General features: G+C 36.0%; 16 protein-coding genes. 7 read left to right on the top strand and 9 right to left on the bottom strand.

The features are described 5' to 3' along the window. Positions 1–30: 30 nt before the first annotated feature. The 3 genes from BOQ62_RS13290 to BOQ62_RS13280 are packed head-to-tail and all read right to left on the bottom strand — an operon-like array spanning position 31 to position 3,071. Positions 31–1,170, bottom strand: coding sequence for a hypothetical protein (locus tag BOQ62_RS13290; RefSeq protein ID WP_121487906.1), 1,140 nt, complete (start codon positions 1,168–1,170; stop codon positions 31–33). A gap of 26 nt (positions 1,171–1,196) precedes the next feature. Then, positions 1,197–2,099 carry a TssN family type VI secretion system protein gene (locus tag BOQ62_RS13285; protein ID WP_129040176.1) on the bottom strand — a complete coding sequence of 301 codons (903 nt, stop codon included), beginning with the start codon at positions 2,097–2,099 and terminating at the stop codon, positions 1,197–1,199. 54 nt (positions 2,100–2,153) lie between these two features. Further along, positions 2,154–3,071 carry a type VI secretion system baseplate subunit TssG gene (locus BOQ62_RS13280; protein WP_228414084.1) on the bottom strand — a complete coding sequence of 306 codons (918 nt, stop codon included), beginning with the start codon at positions 3,069–3,071 and terminating at the stop codon, positions 2,154–2,156. A 459-nt stretch (positions 3,072–3,530) separates the two neighbouring features. Here BOQ62_RS13280 and BOQ62_RS24290 point away from each other — a divergent pair, with 459 nt between their 5' ends. The 7 genes from BOQ62_RS24290 to BOQ62_RS13250 all read left to right on the top strand — a co-directional run bounded on the left by BOQ62_RS24290 (position 3,531) and on the right by BOQ62_RS13250 (position 10,134). After that, positions 3,531–3,680 carry a hypothetical protein gene (locus BOQ62_RS24290; protein ID WP_410494197.1) on the top strand — a complete coding sequence of 50 codons (150 nt, stop codon included), beginning with the start codon at positions 3,531–3,533 and terminating at the stop codon, positions 3,678–3,680. Next, positions 3,677–4,321 (top strand): S1/P1 nuclease, encoded by a 645-nt coding sequence (locus BOQ62_RS13275; RefSeq protein ID WP_410494196.1) that lies wholly within the window; start codon positions 3,677–3,679, stop codon positions 4,319–4,321. Before BOQ62_RS24290 ends, BOQ62_RS13275 begins: the two co-directional genes overlap by 4 nt. 358 nt (positions 4,322–4,679) lie before the next feature. After that, positions 4,680–5,546: an RNA polymerase sigma factor RpoD/SigA gene (locus tag BOQ62_RS13270; protein ID WP_002979276.1), complete on the top strand. Its 867-nt coding sequence runs from the start codon at positions 4,680–4,682 to the stop codon at positions 5,544–5,546. 184 nt (positions 5,547–5,730) lie between these two features. After that, positions 5,731–6,321, top strand: a complete 591-nt coding sequence (locus BOQ62_RS13265) for a hypothetical protein (protein WP_129040173.1) — start codon at positions 5,731–5,733, stop codon at positions 6,319–6,321. Positions 6,322–6,336: 15 nt separating this feature from the next. Then, positions 6,337–6,837 carry a GNAT family N-acetyltransferase gene (locus BOQ62_RS13260; RefSeq protein ID WP_129040171.1) on the top strand — a complete coding sequence of 167 codons (501 nt, stop codon included), beginning with the start codon at positions 6,337–6,339 and terminating at the stop codon, positions 6,835–6,837. A 77-nt stretch (positions 6,838–6,914) separates the two neighbouring features. Further along, positions 6,915–8,033 carry an FAD-dependent monooxygenase gene (locus BOQ62_RS13255; protein ID WP_129040169.1) on the top strand — a complete coding sequence of 373 codons (1,119 nt, stop codon included), beginning with the start codon at positions 6,915–6,917 and terminating at the stop codon, positions 8,031–8,033. Between the two features lie 67 nt (positions 8,034–8,100). Next, positions 8,101–10,134 carry a S9 family peptidase gene (locus BOQ62_RS13250; protein ID WP_129040167.1) on the top strand — a complete coding sequence of 678 codons (2,034 nt, stop codon included), beginning with the start codon at positions 8,101–8,103 and terminating at the stop codon, positions 10,132–10,134. Between the two features lie 473 nt (positions 10,135–10,607). Here BOQ62_RS13250 and BOQ62_RS13245 read toward each other — a convergent pair whose 3' ends face one another. From BOQ62_RS13245 to BOQ62_RS13220, 6 genes are all read right to left on the bottom strand, one after another. Further along, a complete protein-coding gene (locus BOQ62_RS13245) occupies positions 10,608–13,265 on the bottom strand; it encodes a multicopper oxidase domain-containing protein (RefSeq protein ID WP_164976747.1) in 2,658 nt (885 codons plus the stop codon). A gap of 88 nt (positions 13,266–13,353) precedes the next feature. After that, on the bottom strand, positions 13,354–13,827 hold the full coding sequence (locus tag BOQ62_RS13240; protein WP_129040165.1) for a DUF3347 domain-containing protein: 474 nt from the start codon (positions 13,825–13,827) through the stop codon (positions 13,354–13,356). A 117-nt stretch (positions 13,828–13,944) separates the two neighbouring features. Next, positions 13,945–14,325 carry an HYC_CC_PP family protein gene (locus BOQ62_RS13235; protein WP_228414082.1) on the bottom strand — a complete coding sequence of 127 codons (381 nt, stop codon included), beginning with the start codon at positions 14,323–14,325 and terminating at the stop codon, positions 13,945–13,947. Between the two features lie 131 nt (positions 14,326–14,456). After that, the gene (locus BOQ62_RS13230) at positions 14,457–16,619 is read right to left on the bottom strand and encodes a TonB-dependent receptor plug domain-containing protein (RefSeq protein WP_228414080.1); all 2,163 of its coding nucleotides are present in this window, start codon (positions 16,617–16,619) and stop codon (positions 14,457–14,459) included. 117 nt (positions 16,620–16,736) lie between these two features. Further along, positions 16,737–17,546 carry a 3-deoxy-8-phosphooctulonate synthase gene (gene kdsA / locus BOQ62_RS13225; RefSeq protein WP_047374570.1) on the bottom strand — a complete coding sequence of 270 codons (810 nt, stop codon included), beginning with the start codon at positions 17,544–17,546 and terminating at the stop codon, positions 16,737–16,739. A gap of 302 nt (positions 17,547–17,848) precedes the next feature. After that, the gene (locus BOQ62_RS13220; RefSeq protein ID WP_129040163.1) at positions 17,849–18,373 is read right to left on the bottom strand and encodes a DUF1697 domain-containing protein; all 525 of its coding nucleotides are present in this window, start codon (positions 18,371–18,373) and stop codon (positions 17,849–17,851) included. Positions 18,374–18,458: the final 85 nt, after the last annotated feature.

Below are 18,458 nucleotides of genomic sequence, written 5' to 3'. Positions count from 1 at the left end.
CATCCGGGACTCTATTTTTAGTAAATAATTTTAATCTAAAACACTCCAACCTCTTTTTGGGTTCGTGTTGGTAGAAACTTCCTGCTCATTAACGATGATATTTTCTTTTCTCTGACCGATATAATCAAGTTCGCTAAGTTTTGAGAAAATGATTTCAAGGCTTCTCAACATCTGTTGAATATAAAGCAAAGGCTCACCACAGTTATGATGATCATAATTCGTTTCTGCTACAATAGAAAGCTGGTTGAGTAAAGTATGAGGAGCAATCTCACTCCATTCTAAGCTGTAGTTCAACATTTCTTCCAATTCTGCGGGAACTAAAAGCTGGGTTGAATTGTATAAATGAAGTGCCAGTCTTGCAAAAGATTCAATCAAGAATACAGGTGGCTGCCAGGGAGTAATATTTCTGAACTGGAAATACATGTCTCCAAAAGTATTCACCATGGTAGTACACAAAAATTTAACGTTTTGTGCCAAAGCGGTATTCTGATTTTTATGAGATGCTTTTTGAATAATTTTAAAAGCATACTGTTGAAGATTTCCAATAGATTTCGCATAACTGCTGTAATACTCTACCAAAGCAGGATGACTTTGCACAGAAGTACAAGGCGGAATAAAGTTGGAATCTACCTGAGCAATATTTCCTTTTAAATCCACTTTCCCGATGATAAGATAATTTCCTCCCGAATAACTGCTGTTCAAAGAAGTTACAGGAAGCAGTTCAATATGGTGATTCGGCTGTGCACTTGGATGGCGTGGCGGAATTTCCTCAGGATCAATATCTCCAAAAGGCACTTTATCAAAAGGGTTTACAGAAATCAAAATATAATATTCTCCATCTGCCTGCTCTTCGTTCATAGATTTTGCCAAAGATTTCACACTGATTCTTCTGTCTGTAAGCTCTATTCGGTATCCTGCCATCGTAACGGCACTACAACGCTTAATGACAAGCTGTACGTCATTGGTTGCTGTATTGTGAACATCAAAAATGGTACGGTCTGTAAATTCGTTGGAAATAGGTAAAAGTCCGTAGTTATATGTAGTAATTCCAAGGGAATTGGAATCTCTGATTGTATCAATTAAGAAATTATCCTGATCATTAAGGTGTCTCTGAGAAACTTTCATCCCATCCACCCAGTTGATTGCAAAATGTTTAATAGGCTGTATCATGTTTAATACTTTTTAGATTTTTGTGGTTATGATTTTTTTGCGACTCCCTCCTCTTCATGCTGAATAACTCTCTTACAAATCACCACTTCATTTTCAGAAATGCTGTTTGTCGTAATGTCGTGGTCGAAATCTATATATTTTCTAAAACTGAAAAACGATTTTTTAGTGTAGAAGATCCAGTAATATGGCTCATTACCTTCATCCGAAAGATGAATAATAGAACCTGGATTCTTGTGGTTGTAATCGTCTACTACCCTGTAGAACCAATCTCCGAAAGTAACTCCTGTGGGAAGTGTTTTTGCTTTAATTCTGAAACGGTTAGAATCTTCTAATTTTTTACTCAATTCAACATTCAGTACCATCAATCTGTCAAAATCTGCTCCTTCAAAATCAGGCAGTTTCTGTTCCGGTGAATATCTCCATGTTTTATAAATATCAAAAGGAATACTGATAAACTGAATATAACAGTAGTAAAATACCATCGGAACGACAAAGATCACCATACTTGTTGCCGCCATTACAGCATTTCCTAATCCTTTACTCATCCAGTTAAAAATCAGAGTGAAAAGATATCCTCCCAAAGCTATACACGTTAATGAAAGTATAGATTCAAACAGAATACTCATGGAAAGAGATTCAATATGCTTTTTGAAATATTTGTGCAATAAATTCACATGAATAATCCCTAAAATAAGATAAATGACCTGTGCAATAAGATACCAGTACGGATTAAAAAGGTTTCCTGCAAATCCAAAGACCCCAGGAATAGCCAGGCATAAACTGCACAGCAGCACGTATATAATAATCACTTTAATTTTGATCGCAGGTTTATTTCTCCTGATTACACCCAGTATAACCATCATAATAATTGCGATTAAAGGCATTAGGATATACCTTAAAAAAATACCTTTTACTGAAGAAATTTCCATTTGTTTCTTTTCGAATTTATACTTTGTTGGTAGTTGTAAATATAATAAAATAATTTAGAGGAAGGTAGAGTATCCAAGGCGGCTGGCATTTCTTTCATCATCCTCCAGACTGAATGAATATTCCTCCTTTTCTGTGACAAAATTCTCTTCCACATCTACTGTTACAGGAAGAAAATAGTCATACAGTGACTGAAGTACGTTTCTGAACGGACTTCCGGTAATATATTTTTTCATATCTCCATAAGGAATCGGGCCAATATTTACCACCCAGTTTCGCTGACCGTCCATATGCGGACCACTTGGAATATAAGTTACCCCTAATCTTGAATTTCCTAATAACATGGAATCATCATTTTTCTCGATCTGATCAATAATATTGGGTGAAAAAGTTACTTGTACCGGTACTTGGAGAAAAGCCGTCATACATCTTTCAAACCACCTTTTATCCCCTCTTATCTGATGGAAAAAAGGTAAAATGTGCATGAAAATATAAGCACTCTGCTGATCCAGCATTTTGATCATGGGCCAAAGCTCACTTACTGTTTCCAGTAAAGAATCTGTGTTGCTGGTGATATCAAATTCTGATTCCTTGAGCAAAGCACTGATCTCCGTAAAAAATACTTCCAGTTCAAAAGGACGGAAAAACTTACGGGCATCATCTTCTACCCTTTTCTGTTTCCGGATTTCCCTTACCACAGTATCTACATTCTTCCGGGAAGCCCCAAGGGATGGCGGATGGAACAGTCCTTCCGGAAGGTAGTCATAAATACCTTCCCTGTAACTCTCTATGGTAAATACTTCCTCATCAAATCCTAAATAACTGCTCGAAATACTTTTAATATCCTTAAGGTAAGCACGGTCGTTCACACCCACACGCTCTATGAAGATATTGCTTACCGCACGGTGGTATTTTAAAAGATTAACAGCCACTGCTTCAGCTTTAAAGTCTGTCTGCAGCTTATTGTAATTCATATCTACAATATTATTCTCATGCATAGTGTTTCCTCTGATTATGACTTGTAAAGATAATATATCTCATAAGTTTGAAAAAATATTTTGACAATAATTTTCTCCTAAAAATAATAATTTATTGACATTAATAGGAATAAATTTCTGCAAATTCCGTGAAAATACGGTAAATACACTGTTTATTTGTTTTTTAAAATTTTAAATTAATCATTAAGAATCAACTATTTAGAGTTTGCAATTCAGGTTTTAAAGGTTAAGATTTATGGTTGTGAGTAAGACTTACTTTAAGTTTTCTCTAATATAATAAAGAGTTTAACCCTTGCATTCTCTTCTTTTAAACTTAGCATTAGTGTTTATTTAGATTAAATTTTATTAACATCATCTTGTGGAATAAATTCAGGATAATACATGCTTATTCCGAAAGCGGAGCGTATCTTTGCAGACTGAAAATTGTTATTTAAAATGAAAAGTATTTATTCTAAAATTCTGATTTTAGCATTCATGGCCTCTTCACTTTATTCTTATGCGTGGGGATTGACGGGACATAGGGTTATTGCAGAGATTGCAGAAAACCATCTTTCCCGCAAAGCAAGAAGAGAGATTAAAAAATGATGGGAAAAGAACGCCTGGCTTATTGGGCAAACTGGCCGGATTTCATCAAGTCTGATACCACTGGTGCCTGGAAACAGGCTTCATCATGGCATTATGTAAACATTGACCCGATGACGGATTTTAAAGCTTTTGAACAAAATCTTAAAGCACAGGCAGGACCAAGTCTTTACACTCAGGTAAATACCCTGTCCAGCCAGATTAAAGATAAGAACACTTCTGAAAAAGACAGAAAAATTGCTTTAATCTTCCTTATTCACATTATGGGAGATCTTGCTCAGCCATTACACGTAGGAAGAGCGGAAGATTTGGGCGGAAACAAAATCAATGTTACCTATTTCGGGGAAAAAACCAATTTACATTCAGTATGGGACGGAAAATTAGTGGATTCTCAAAAATACAGCTACACCGAGTATTCTAAACTTTTGGATATCAAATCTAAAGAAGAAGTAGCACAGATTCAATCCGGAACACTGGAAGACTGGTTATATGATTCTCATAAAATTGCCAATAAGATCTATGCACAAACTCCTAACGATTCAAAGCTATCTTATGATTATCAGTATAAGTTCAATGAAACGATGGAAAGACAACTTCTATATGGAGGATTGAGACTGGCAAAAGTATTGAACGAGCTTTTCTAAGTAGAATTTCGAGTTGCGGGTTTTTAACCCAATACAATTTAAAATATAACTCTTAGAGATAAAAACGGGACTTCGGTTTCGTTTTTTTGGTTTAAGGTTTAAGGTTTAAGGTTTAAGGTTTAAGGTTTAAGGAATTTACAGGGTTTCAAATGAATTCTAGTCTTTTGATAATTAATTTATATTTCATTTTTCAAATAAAAACAATCACATGTTATTAATTATCAATAAGTTAAATTCATTTTAAAATATAGTAATACGTTTTACATGATTTATTGAACAAAAAATATTGAACCTTGTGTAACCTTTTTACCTTTTCATACGTATATATTATAGTAACTCTTTTTTGAGGAAAAAATAAATGAGACAATTAAAAATCACTAAGCAGGTTACCAACAGGGAAACTGCTTCATTAGACAAGTATTTGCAGGAAATTGGTAAAGTGGAACTGATCACTGCGGACGAGGAAGTAGAATTGGCACAAAGAATACGTGCAGGCGACAGAGCCGCACTTGAGAAATTAATCAAAGCCAACCTTCGTTTCGTAGTATCTGTATCTAAGCAATACCAAAATCAAGGTCTTTCTTTACCCGATTTAATTAATGAAGGTAACTTAGGATTAATGAAAGCGGCAAAAAGGTACGATGAAACTAGAGGTTTCAAATTTATCTCTTATGCAGTATGGTGGATCCGTCAATCAATCTTACAGGCATTGGCTGAACAGTCAAGAATTGTAAGACTACCGTTGAACAAAATTGGTTCTATCAACAAAATCAATAAAGCATACGCTCACCTTGAGCAGGAAAATGAAAGACCACCTTCTCCGGAAGAATTGGCTGAAGTTCTTGACATGAGCGAGGAAGATATCAAAGAATCTATGAAAAACTCCGGAAGACACCTGTCTATGGATGCTCCTTTAGTAGAAGGTGAAGATTCTAATCTTTATGATGTATTACGTTCAGGAGAATCTCCAAGTCCCGATAAAGATTTAATGCTGGAATCTCTACAAATTGAGATTGAAAGAGCATTGAATACTTTAACTCCAAGAGAGGCTGATCTGGTAAGATTATACTTCGGACTGAACGGAAAACACCCAATGACTTTAGAGGAAATTGGTGAAACTTTCGATCTTACAAGAGAGAGAGTTCGTCAGATCAAAGAAAAAGCAATTAAGAGACTAAAACACAATACCAGAAGCAAGATTCTTAAATCTTACCTGGGTAAATAATTTTAGCGTAAAAAATTTTATAGCGGAGTCTGTTTTCAGACTCCGTTTTTTTATTTATGTAACATTTCTCAAAGTTTGTTCAACTAATTAAAATCATATCCTTTAATCTCTTCTTTTAGAATTGAAATGATTAATTTAATTGCTTTGGATATGATGCTGATTTTCAACCAAAACAAACCATACTATGAAAAAAATACTTTTCGCCTCCATCCTGGCATTATCTCTACTTTCCTGCAAAGAAAATAAATCACAAGATCAAAATATTGTAGAAAAAGCAGCAGAAAATACAGAATCCAGTATACCAATAAAGAGGCTAAGTAAATCTCAGGATATATTTGAAGGTATTTATTCTGAAAAAATCAAAAATGATGATAGCTTAAAGAAAATGGATGAAAAAATTTCTTTAATGCAAGAGGATGCCCACAAAATGCAAAACATATATAGCAGCATTATTTCTAATTCGGAAGATTATTATCTGATTGCGGAAAGTAATGCAAAATCAATTAATGATTCGGTTTTAAGAAAGGAAATGATTAACCTGGTCAAAGAGAGCTCAAATAAATATAATCTAAAAGTTCAAAGAATTAAAGAACTTAAGCATACAATTAATAGAAATAAGCAAACTATTTATAGTCTATATTCAGCAATCAAAATCAGAAAAACGCTTCCTGAAATTGAAAAATACCAAAATGCTCATCCTTTGAAAACAGACAGTCTTAATCAATTTATCAACAAGCAAAATAAATTGCTGGAAGAGCTGAAAAACTTAAAATAAACACCATTACACCTCATGAAATATAGCACAAAATGGCTTACCGATAAAAGCCGCATCAAAGAACTTGTAGATTTTTTTATTACGCATAAAACAGATTCTTATATTTCTCATGGCGAAATGATGTCCGGAAGAGCGATAGATTCTCACCATTGGAATCCGGATCTTGAACTGATCCTGACAGAGCAGCTAATCACCGATTTTAATTCTGACGGCAGTTCCAAACTGAATATTCTGATTGCAGAAAATGAAACTGGAGAAATTGTAGGAATGATGGTTTTCAATGTGATCAACAGTCCTTTTAAAAAATATGCAATTCTGGAGGATATGCTTCTGGGTCAATCTGTGAGAGGTCAGTCTCTTGGAAGTACCCTTTTGGAGAAAGCCATTCACGAATCTAAAAGCTGGAATATCAGTTTTATTCTGCTGGAAAGCGGAGTCAACAACCATGGTGCTCACAACTTTTTCAGCCGATATGGTTTTAAAAAAGTATCAGAGAGTTATATTTTAACGCTATAAGTTACCATTTGACTGTATTAAAAGGTACAACAATAAGAATCTTTCGCCCCTTTACGTTTTAAATAAAACTAAGCCTTATGAACATCATTTCAATCATCGGAGCAGGAATCGGAGGACTTACCCTCGGAAATGTACTGAAACAGCATCAGTCTGATTTTACGATCTATGAATCTGCTCCTGAAATAAAACCTGTAGGAGCCGGAATTATGATGGCCGTCAATGCCATGCAGGTTTTCGACCGTTTGGGTTTAAAAGAAAAGATTGAAAATGCTGGTAATAAAGTTCATAGAATCGTTATCGCCAATGAATCTTTACAGACCATCTCCAAAACAGAAATTCTGGAACTGGAATCTCAGTACAATTCCTGTAACGTTGCGATTCACCGGGCTGAGCTCCAGAAAATCCTGACTGAAAATTTAAAGCCTAATGCTATACAATTGAACCATTCCTTACAAAAAATAAGAAAAGAGGAAAACTATATTTTAAACTTTGAAAATGGAAATCAGGTTGAAAGTAAAATCGTTTTTGGAGCAGATGGTATCAAATCTCCTATTCGAAATCAAATTCTGAAAATTGGAACCATACGGGATTCCGGACAAAAATGCTGGCGTGGCCTAGTAGATTTTGATCTGCCGGAAAAACATCATCAGGAAGCTTTTGAAATGTGGGGAAAGGGAAAACGTTTCGGTTTTGTAAAAATTTCCGAGAAAAAAGTGTACTGGTATGCCTGCATCAATGAAAAAAGTTTTAAAAAACATCTGGAAATTGCAGAAATCTTTAAGGATTTTCATGCATTAGTTTTAAAAATCATTGAAGCTACAGCCCATGAAAATATTATTTGTAATACGATTTCTGACCTCGCTCCTATCCCTCAATGGTATTCAGAAAACCTTTGCCTGATCGGAGATGCTGCCCATGCTACCACTCCCAATATGGGACAAGGTGCCTGTCAGGCCATTGAAGATGCTTACATCATTGGAAAACTACTGGATAGCTATCAGGATTTCAATACCGTATTTGAAAAATTTCAAAACATCAGACGAAAGAAAGTAGATTATATTGTCAATACAAGCCGTACCATTGGAAAGGTATCTCAATGGGAAAAAGGAAATTCAATCCGGAATTTTCTGATGGGACTGATTCCAGAAAGTATGAATCAAAAAATGGCAAAAAGAATTATAGAACTGGAAATGTAGATCATTATTGTAATGAATCCATAAAAAATAAAAAACAATTTATTAATAACAACTAAATCTTAAAAACATGAAAAAAATCTTTTATGTATTGCTCCTGCTCATAGGAGTTCATACAGCACGAGCACAGGAAGTCCCGGTACTGGACCGAGGGTTATTCTTTGGTAATCCGGAGATTGCCGGAGGACAATTGAGTCCGGATGGGAAATGGATTTCCTTTACAAAGGAATATGAGGGGATTATGAATATCTGGGTGAAAAAAATTGATGAGCCTTTTGAAAAAGCACGTCCTTTAACAAACAGCAAACGCCCGTTGAATGGGTATTTCTGGACAGAAGACGGAAAATATATTCTGTATGTAAAAGATAATAATGGTGATGAAAACATGAATATTTTTGCGGTAGACCCTATGGCAAAAGCAACAAAAGGAGTTCCAGAGTCAAGGAATATCACTCCGCTTAAAGATGTAACTGCAAGTATCTACATGGCAAGCAGAAAAGATCCTGATTTGCTGATGATTGGACTGAACAACCGTGATAAAGCATGGCATGATCTGTATTCATTGAAAATCTCTACAGGAGAGCTGAAAAAGGTGTATGAAAATACAGATCGTATCACAAGCTATGAATTTGACTGGGATGAAAAATTAAGAGTTCTTTCCAAAACGGATGATAAAGGAACCACACAGTTTTTTTATAAAGAAGGTGATAAACTGACTCCTATTTACGAAACACTGGTAACGGAAAGTGCTTATATCTCCAACTGGAACGAAGACAATTCTAAGTTTTACCTGGTAACCAATAAAGGAGATCTGGATAAATCTGCACTATTCCTTATGGATCCGAAAACAAAACAGATTACAAAAATAGAAAGTGATCCTAAGGATAAAGTAGATTTTGGAGGACTGTTTTTAGACAGAAATACAAGAAAAATGATCTACACTTCTTACACCGGAGATAAAACAGAATATTACTGGAAAGATAAAGCGTGGGAAGCAAACTACAAATTCCTGCAAAGCAAATTCCCGGGAAGAGAGGTTGGTTTTGCAAGTTCTACCAATGATTATTCTAAGTTTCTGGTTTCTGTGGGAGGAGATAAATATGCTTCAGAAGCATATTTCTTCGATGCAAAGACAAAACAGCTGATATTCCAGTATACCCCAAGAACAGAATTGAAAAAAGTTGAAAAGTATCTGGCAGCAATGACTCCTATCAGCTATAAAAGCAGTGATGGACTTGAAATTCCGGCTTACCTGACTTTACCTGTAGGTTCATCTGGAAAGAATGTTCCTGTAGTTGTTTTAGTACACGGAGGTCCGAAAGGTCCAAGAGATTATTGGGGATACAACTCAACCGTACAATTTTTAGCTAACAGAGGATATGCCGTGCTTCAGCCTAACTTCAGAGCAAGTGGCGGATATGGTAAAAAATTCCAGAATGGCGGAGATCTTCAGTGGGGAAAACTGATGCAGGATGATATTACCTGGGGCGTAAAATATCTGATCGATCAGGGAATTGCAGATAAAAATAAAGTAGTCATCATGGGAGGAAGCTATGGTGGCTATGCAACATTGGCAGGTCTGGCTTTCACTCCGGATGTATATGCTGCAGGAGTAGATATCGTAGGACCAAGTAACTTATTTACGTTACTGGATTCAGTTCCTGCATACTGGGAAGCTGCCCGTGCTTTCCTTTATGGGATGGTAGGTGATCCAAAAACGGAGGAAGGTAAAAAACGTATGCATGATGCAAGCCCACTATTCAGTGTAGATAAAATCAACAAACCTTTATTGATTGTTCAGGGAGCTAATGATCCAAGAGTAAAGCAGGCTGAGGCAGATCAGATTGTCATCGCTCTTCGTGATAAAGGTAAAAAGGTTAATTATATCTTGGCTGATGATGAAGGCCATGGATTCCGTAAACCTGTCAACAGCATGGCGATGTATGCTGAAACCGAAAAATTCCTTGCAGAAGTAATCGGAGGAAGATATCAGAAAGAAATGCCTGAAAATGTAGCAAAACGTCTGAAAGAAATGACGGTTGATATTTCAAAAGTTACTTATACACCAGCAAAGACTGAAAAAGCTGCAGGAGCTTCTAAATAAAAGCATTTGCATCAATTATATAAAGCCATCTCGTGAAAATGAGGTGGCCTTTGTTTTTAGCTAAGTTATCAACATTTTTCTTATAAAAATTAGTCTTCATCAAGTCCTAACTAATAAATATTAATTTCCAAAGCCTGTAAAGTAATTATTGATCATTACTTATAAATAAATGTAAAAGCAATAAGTAAGCAGATGTAAAAACACTTTGCAGGATAGTATTTAAAACGCAAAAGTTTCCCTTTTGAATAATAAAATTTTAAGGGAGCAAAGATAGAATCAATTTCATTGATTTTTCTAAGCGAATGTATTACTCAAAACTTCATCAGCGACAAAGTCGCCACTCTTTGCCTCCTAAAACTATGCATTAGAATACCCTATTCTTTGCGTCCATAAAAAGTTTCCCTATGACATGTATCTGACCAAAAAAAAGCTGCCTCAATGAGACAGCTTTTTTGAATATAATTTAGTTGTAATTAATAAGTTAAAGTAACACCTGCACCCCAGCCCATTTCATTATCATAATTTCCGGAAAGGGATAACCATTTTTGAACAATATATCTCAATCCTGTAGAAAATTCTCCGTCTGAATTGACACTGAAGTTTCCTCTCAGCCTTCTGGACAGCGGTATGTCTTCACGACTCAATTCTAATAATACTTTTCCGTTTTGATCCACACTTGTATCAGCTGTAATCAACATGGGTAATACATACTGCATCCCAACAATGAATGCAAATCTGTTTTTTGAAGCCTTCTGCTGTCCGAACCATGTTTTTTTACCGTGAAAATCCATTCCAAGATCTTCTGCCATCTGTCTCTCCATGATCTCATGATTTTTCTGCACCCTGAATCCTGCATAAGGCAGCGCCCACTGAAATTTTCCTAAAAAGCGTCCTACTTTTGCACTTCCTTCAAAATGATCAAAATTCCAGTTAGAATGAAACTCATTCAGGTTGGCCCATCTCGGTCCGAACATTGTCATAGTTTCTGCATGGATTTTATTGCTTGCTATGTCCAGCATTGCCATAGAACTGGTCATTTTATTATCCTGAATAAAGTTTTTCCAGGCCAGTTTTCTATTCGGAAGCTGTGGATTGGGTTTTGAATTTTCATAGCTGAAGATTCTTCCCATTCCCGCCATCATATGGTATAAAATGTGACAGTGAAAAAACCAGTCTCCATCCTGATTGGCAGCAAATTCTATTGTCACAGTTTCCATTGGCATGATATCTACTACATTTTTCAGTGGAGAATACTCTCCTTTTGAATTGATAAGCCTAAAATCATGACCGTGAAGATGCATCGGGTGGCGCATCATAGAATTATTATATAACTTAATTCTAAGAATCTCTCCTTTTTTGATCATAATTTTATCGGTTTCTGTCACAGTTTTGTTATCCAGTGTCCAGAGATAATGATTCATATTTCCTTCCAGTGTAAATTTCATTTCCCGAATGCTATCTGTAGGAAGAACTGTTTTTTCTGGAGACTTTAAAATATTGTAAGACAGTCTTTTGATTGTTTTTTCTTCCTTCATCTCCATTCCTGAGTGTTGAGAATGATCTTCTTTTTTGTCTTCTTTCGTTTTCACTCCCATCATCTCATTGATGTGCTTTGCAGTAGTTTTTCTCTGGCTTTCAGACAATTCCGGGTACATAACTTCATTCATATCCATCATCTGATTTCCCATTGTCATGTTCATCGGCTTCATATTTCCGCTCATTTCCATCATACCATTCATCATTTTCATTCCTTCAAAAAGCATCAACCTTGGGAGATTGGGAGCCTCTACTTTTTCACCTGAACCCAGCCAAAGCGAAGCATGTCCTATTCTGTCTTCAGAAGTCGCTCTGAATTCAAAGCTTTTATTTTCAGGAATGGTCACTTCAATATCATAAGTTTCGGAAACTCCTACAATCAGACGGTCAACTTCTATAGGAACTACATCATTTCCGTCATTACCCACTACTTTTATTTTTCCTCCACCATAGTTCAGCCAGAAATAGGTAGATGAACCTCCATTCGCAACTCTCAACCGTACTTTGTCACCAGCTTTTAAATTAGAATAATCTGAGCTGGGAGAACCGTTGATTAAGAATTTATCGTAATATACATCACTTACATCCATGGCTTCCATTCTTTTCCATTCATTCAGAGCTTTTGTTCCGAAGTTTCCGGATTTAATGGCTTCCCAATAACTCTGTACAGCATTTTTCTTTACCGCATACCAGTCTGTATTGGCCATATGAAGTCTTCTCGCAATCTGCATAGGGTCATCATCACTCCAATCTCCCAGTAATACCGGAATATCAGCATTGTATTCTGTTTTGGGTTCTCCTTCTCTTTTTTTGAAAACCAGAATACCGTTCATTCCTATCTGTTCCTGCAGTGCTTCATGGGAATGGTACCAGTACGTTCCGTTTTGAGAGATTCTGAATTTATATAAATGGGTTTCTCCAGGTTTTACAGGTTTGGTGGTAAGATAAGGAACTCCGTCCTGCTCATTGGGAAGAATCACTCCATGCCAGTGTAGTCCTGTATTTTCTTTAAGCATATTATGCAGATAGATCTCGGCTGTATCACCTTCCGTAAAATACAGCGTTGGAGCCTGAAGTTTACCGTTGATTGCAATTGCTCTTCTGTTTTTCCCTGTGAAATTAACAATCGTATCTCTCACATAGAGATCGTAGCGAACTGTTTTTCCTCCAAATGTAATTCTCCCGTTTTCAGAGTTTCTTTTTAAAACAGAACCTTCTTCTTTCGGTTTATCTGTTGGAGAATGATCTTCTTTTTTCTCAAGTTCCATCCCGCATTTAGGACATTTTCCTGGCTTGTCTGCAACGACTTCCGGATGCATTGGACATGCATAAGTAATTTGAGAATGGGTTGTATTTATTTTTGTTTCTGAGGATTTTGCTTTTATCTCTGTTATAGATTTCGCTTCCGGTTTTAACGCTGTTTTTGACTTTAGGGCAAGAGTCTTCTTCTCCAGAGTCATTCCGCATTTCGGACAGTCTCCAGGTTTAGAGGACACCACTTCAGGGTGCATCGGACAAGTGTAAACGTTTTTTGTAGTTTGAGCGAAAGTAAATACAGAGAACAAAAGTACCAGAAACATTATCAGCTTTTTCATAATATTTCGAACTTTTAGAAGCTGCACAGCTTAAAGTTAATTATAATTTAAGCCATGCAACTTATTATTTTAAAGAATAATATAGTAATTATTTGACTTCCGACTTTACACTTCCGCAAGAAAGCATAGACTTTCCATAGTATGGATTAACGATCTGTTTTTCATTGCTTAACCAGCTGCCGTCTGCCATTGGGCAATATTGAACATACACTGGTTTATCAGAAAGCTTGAACTGCTTGGTCAAAGCAATCATATTGTCCGAAAGATTTAAAAAGGTTTCTCGTTGTGCGGCAATAGTTCTCGCATCAGAAATAGCAGAAGCATCTTTTCTAAGCACATTAAGATTTCCTTCAGAAACTACTTTATAATCAACGGTAGAAGCAGTTTTAATGAATTCTGTTGCAGCTTTTGAAGTTTTGTCAGCATCATCTGAAGCTAAGGCAGATTTAATAGCGATGTAGTTCTGATACAGTTTAGAAACCCGAGCATCCCTTTTAGACTGCGCTGATAATGAAACGATTGAGAATAATGATAATGCTGCTGTGATGATATATTTTTTCATTGTTTTAAATTTTAGAATTAATTTTTAATAAAGAATAATAGGTAACGCAACAGTAAATGCGTCAAGACATGTCGCCTGTGACAGTATATTTTTTATACCGGAAACGACTGACGGATTCTAAATTCTAAAATTACAATGATTGATATAGATAGGTACCGGCCTGTATTCGGGCGGTGCATTAATTTGAATCTGGGTAAATTTGGTTGCAGAAAAAGACTTGTCAATAACCACAAACTGGTGTTCCACCGGAATCTCTGAAACTGCACTTAAAAAATCAACATTCAGATAATCAGATTTCTGGGAATCGTCTATTTTTACGATTTTGATCTCCGTTTTACAGCATCCCTTTTTTTCCTTAACGCCACATTTCGCACAGATGTCATCTGCTTTCTGACTTACAGAAACAAATTCTTTCATGCAATAATGAATGCTGAAAGCTGCTCCGGAAGAAAAACCGAAGTAGAAAACAGAAAACAATATGGCAAGAATCTTTTTCATTAGTAAGACAAAGATAAAAATATCTCTGACACTGTTGTTATAGAATTTGGTAATGTTGTTATAAAATTCTGGCAAATAAAAAAGCTTCCGAAAATTTCGAAAGCTTTTTATTTTATTTTTTGATCTCAATTCTATAGTTTGAATTCCAGTTTCACATTAAAGAAACGCCCTGTAAGACGTACCGGAACAGGATACATATAATTACTGTTATAATCTGTGATCCATTGGTTCGCAACAGTATTATTGATATTAAAAGCATTGAAAACCTGAACACCTAATGTCAGTTCTTCAAAATTACCCCAGAAACCTGATCTCTTATTTTTTTCTTTCGGATCGATGAATACTTTCGTTAATCCTAAATCTACCCGTTTATAAGAAGGAAGTGTCTGCTGATAATTATAAGCAGCATTAAAATCAGGCTGCCCATTACTGTTGAACAATACAGGAGCTCCTGTTGGTAATCCCATAGCATACACCAAAGTAAGGTTTACACGCATAGACGGGAAGCTTGGCATATAATCCTGATAGAACATGGCAAACCTCAACCTTTGATCGGTAGGTCTCGGGATATCTCCTTTTCCATCAATATTTTCATATACTCTGGCATAACTTGCAGACAACCAAGAATCTACTCCAGGCACAAATTCTCCGAATAATCTTGTATCGATACCATAGGCATATCCTTTAGAATTATTCTGCCCTGAATAACGGATTCTTACATTATCCATGTAATAGGGGATCAGGTTATCCATTTTCTTATAATAAAGTTCTGTAGTCAGTTTAAATGGTCTGTCATACATCTGGAACTCATAGTCATTGGCAAGAATTACCTGAATAGAACGCTGCGATTTTATATTAGAGTTAAAATTACCATCTAAATCCTTGATCTCTTTATAGAAAGGAGACTGATAATAGATTCCCCCTGAAATTTTGAACAACATATCGCTTTCCCAATCAGGTTTTATCGCAAACTGAGCTCTTGGAGAGAAAATAGTCTCCTTATTAAAGCTCCAGTTGGCAACACGTACTCCGGCATTCACAAATACTTTACTGGCTCCCCAATAAAACTTCTGCGAATACTGAGCATAGGCAGAAAGCCTTGTCGGTTCAATATTATTTTGTCCGGCAATATAGTAAGCCAGCTTAAGATCTCCTGTAGTTCCGGTTCTCGGATCAATCACTTCCGGTCTTGGAATGCTATATCCTGCAGAATCTACCAATTTCCATTCATTGGTAAGATCTTTCAGGTTTTCTTTTTCATATTTAAACCCAACCTCAAAGTCTGTATTCACATTGGGAGAAAATTTAGCCCTGAACTGAGTTCCATACGTTCTTACAAATAAATCATTTCTTGCATGCTCTATCTGCCCTCCAACATCAAAAGAAGTCACAGGCTGCTGAGTTACAGGATCAAAAGTCTGCAGCTCATATTGCGACTGTATGGTGTAATATTCTCTTTCTCTGTTCTGATAAGCAAAAGCATCCAAGGTAAGCTTCCATTTGTCTGTTGGCTTATAGTTCATGGAGAATGTACCCATCATATTTTTATACTGGTCATTTTCCTGACCTCCATAGCCTATATTTACAGTAATAGGCTGCTGAAGACTTCCGAACGTAACACTTTTTGCCTTAGGAATCATCTGATAATCATTCTTAGAATAATATCCGATGAATGACATTGAAAATTTATCACTCACATGATAATTCAGATAAGATTGGAAATCCCAATATGTCGGGTTAAAATCCGTATCTTCTTTTAAGGTATTAAGAACAAGATTGGTGTTTCTGTATCTGCCGGAAAATAAAGCTGTAAACTTTTTGTTTTTCGAAGCAAGCCCTGTTGTCAGCCTTCCTCCAATTAAACTGGCTTCTCCTGAAACTTCAAATTTTTCAGGTTCACGATAATAGATATTTAGAGCGGATGACATTTTATCACCGTACTTGGCTTCAAATCCACCTGCAGAGAAATTCACTGCAGACACCATATCAGGGTTAATGATACTCATCCCCTCCTGCTGAGAGTTTCTGATCAGGAAAGGTCTGTAGATCTCAATATCATTAATATAGATAAGGTTTTCGTCATAGTTTCCACCACGAACCATGTATTGTGAAGACAGCTCAGTATTGGAGTTTACAGAAGGAAGTGTTTTAAGCAATCCTTCAATCCCTCCATTGATAGAAGCTACTGATTTCGCTTCTTTCGCTGAAATTCTTACATTGGTAAGGTCATTGGTTCTTCCTGCTACTTTTTTCTGGAAGACAACTTCCTCTATATCGGTCACTCTAGTGGTCACTGTATCTTTTTTCTGTGTTGGGAGAAAATCAGTACAGGGACCATAAGGCTTAACGGTAAAACTAGTTTTTTCAAAAGAAATATTTTAGAATTTCTAAAATTAATGTTTTTTTAACAATTACAAAATTGATTCTCTAATTCTTGTCAATTTTTGTAATAAATCTTCTAATAAATCTAATCTTAACATGTTGGCACCGTCAGATAATGCGGTTTCCGGTGTAGGATGTGTTTCAATGAAAATTCCATCTGCACCTACTGCAATTCCTGCTTTGGCAACAGTTTCGATAAGATCCGGTCTTCCTCCGGTAACTCCTGAACTCTGATTAGGCTGTTGTAAAGAGTGGGTAACATCCAAAATCACCGGAGCATATTCTCTCATGGTAGGAATTCCTCTGTAATCTACGATCAGGTCTGTATATCCGAATGAATTTCCTCTTTCAATAATGGCTACTTTCTCGTTATTGGAATCTGTAATTTTCTGAACTGCAAACTTCATTGCTTCCGGAGAAAGGAACTGTCCTTTTTTCAGAGTCACGCATTTTCCTGTTTGTGCTGCAGCCACCAATAGATCGGTCTGGCGAACAAGAAATGCAGGAATCTGTAAAACATCTACATATTGTGCTGCCAAAGCTGCATGTTCATTCTCATGAATATCTGTTGTGGTAGGAATATTGAACGTCTCTCCCACTTTTTTAAGGATTTCAAGAGATTTCTCTTCACCAATAGTTGTGAAAGAGTCTACACGGCTCCTGTTGGCCTTTTTGAAACTTCCTTTGAAAATATAAGGAATATTGTATTTATCGGTGATGCTGATTACTTTTTCAGCAATTCTTAGTGCCATATCTTCCCCTTCAATAATACAAGGTCCGGCAATAAGGAAAAAGTTTTTTGAATCTTTGTGTGAAATATTATCTAAATACTGAATCATTTTGTTGTAATTAAAAAGTTCAGTAAAAATACTGAGAAAGTTTCACAAATGGAAATTATTTGATTGCTTTAACAGGCTATGGCTGCAATAGTCTCTGAGTGTTTTGTATTCTTGAATTTCCGGTTATTAAATTGAGAGATGCTTCGGCAGGCTCAGCATGACAGCTCTAATACTATATGTTTTATTAACCTTAAAAATATAATAGCTGATGATTTATTAAAAAAATATTGGTGTCGTGTACATTAAAAATTAATTTATAATGGTGTCATGCTGAGCCTGTCAAAGCATCTGCAATAATTTATTTAGAATTTCTTCAAAATCTTCTCAAATGTATTCACATTTCTGCTGGTAAACTGATCTTTAAGGCTTTTTTTGCCCAGCACTTTTCCAAAGGTAGAATCTAAAGTATTTCCTTTTGGTACCTGCCAGTAAAATATATCATTGATGATCTCTGCCTTTTCATTTTCTACCTGTCCCGCTTTTTGAAACTCTTCCATTAGAACCTTTTCTACTCCCGGAATTCCGACAAAACCATAAATATGAAGTTCATCAGTCTTTTCAAAAGGAATACTGCTCCAGAAAATCTCTGTTTCTGCCTGAGATTTCACGAACAAAAAGGCTTCATAAGAAAAGTGATCTGACATCGCTTTTTCCAAAATGGTTTGCAGTTCTTCTACCTTTTTATCCGAAGAAAAAACAATATTTCCGGAAGCCAGTATAGAACTCACCTCTTTCATGCCTGCATCTTTAAAAACCTGGCATACATCAGCCATTTTCATATTGGTTCCTTTTACGTTGACACCGCGGAGAAAAGCACAGTATTTCATTTTTTTCAGGTATTAGGTTTTAGATATTAAGTTGCAGTGATTGCTGGGTCGGAGGGTTTGAGAGTATTAGAGTGAAAGAGTTATT

Source organism: Chryseobacterium sp. CH21 (assembly GCF_004119445.1).
Lineage (GTDB): Bacteria > Bacteroidota > Bacteroidia > Flavobacteriales > Weeksellaceae > Chryseobacterium.
This window is presented reverse-complemented; position numbering and strand designations above follow the sequence as displayed.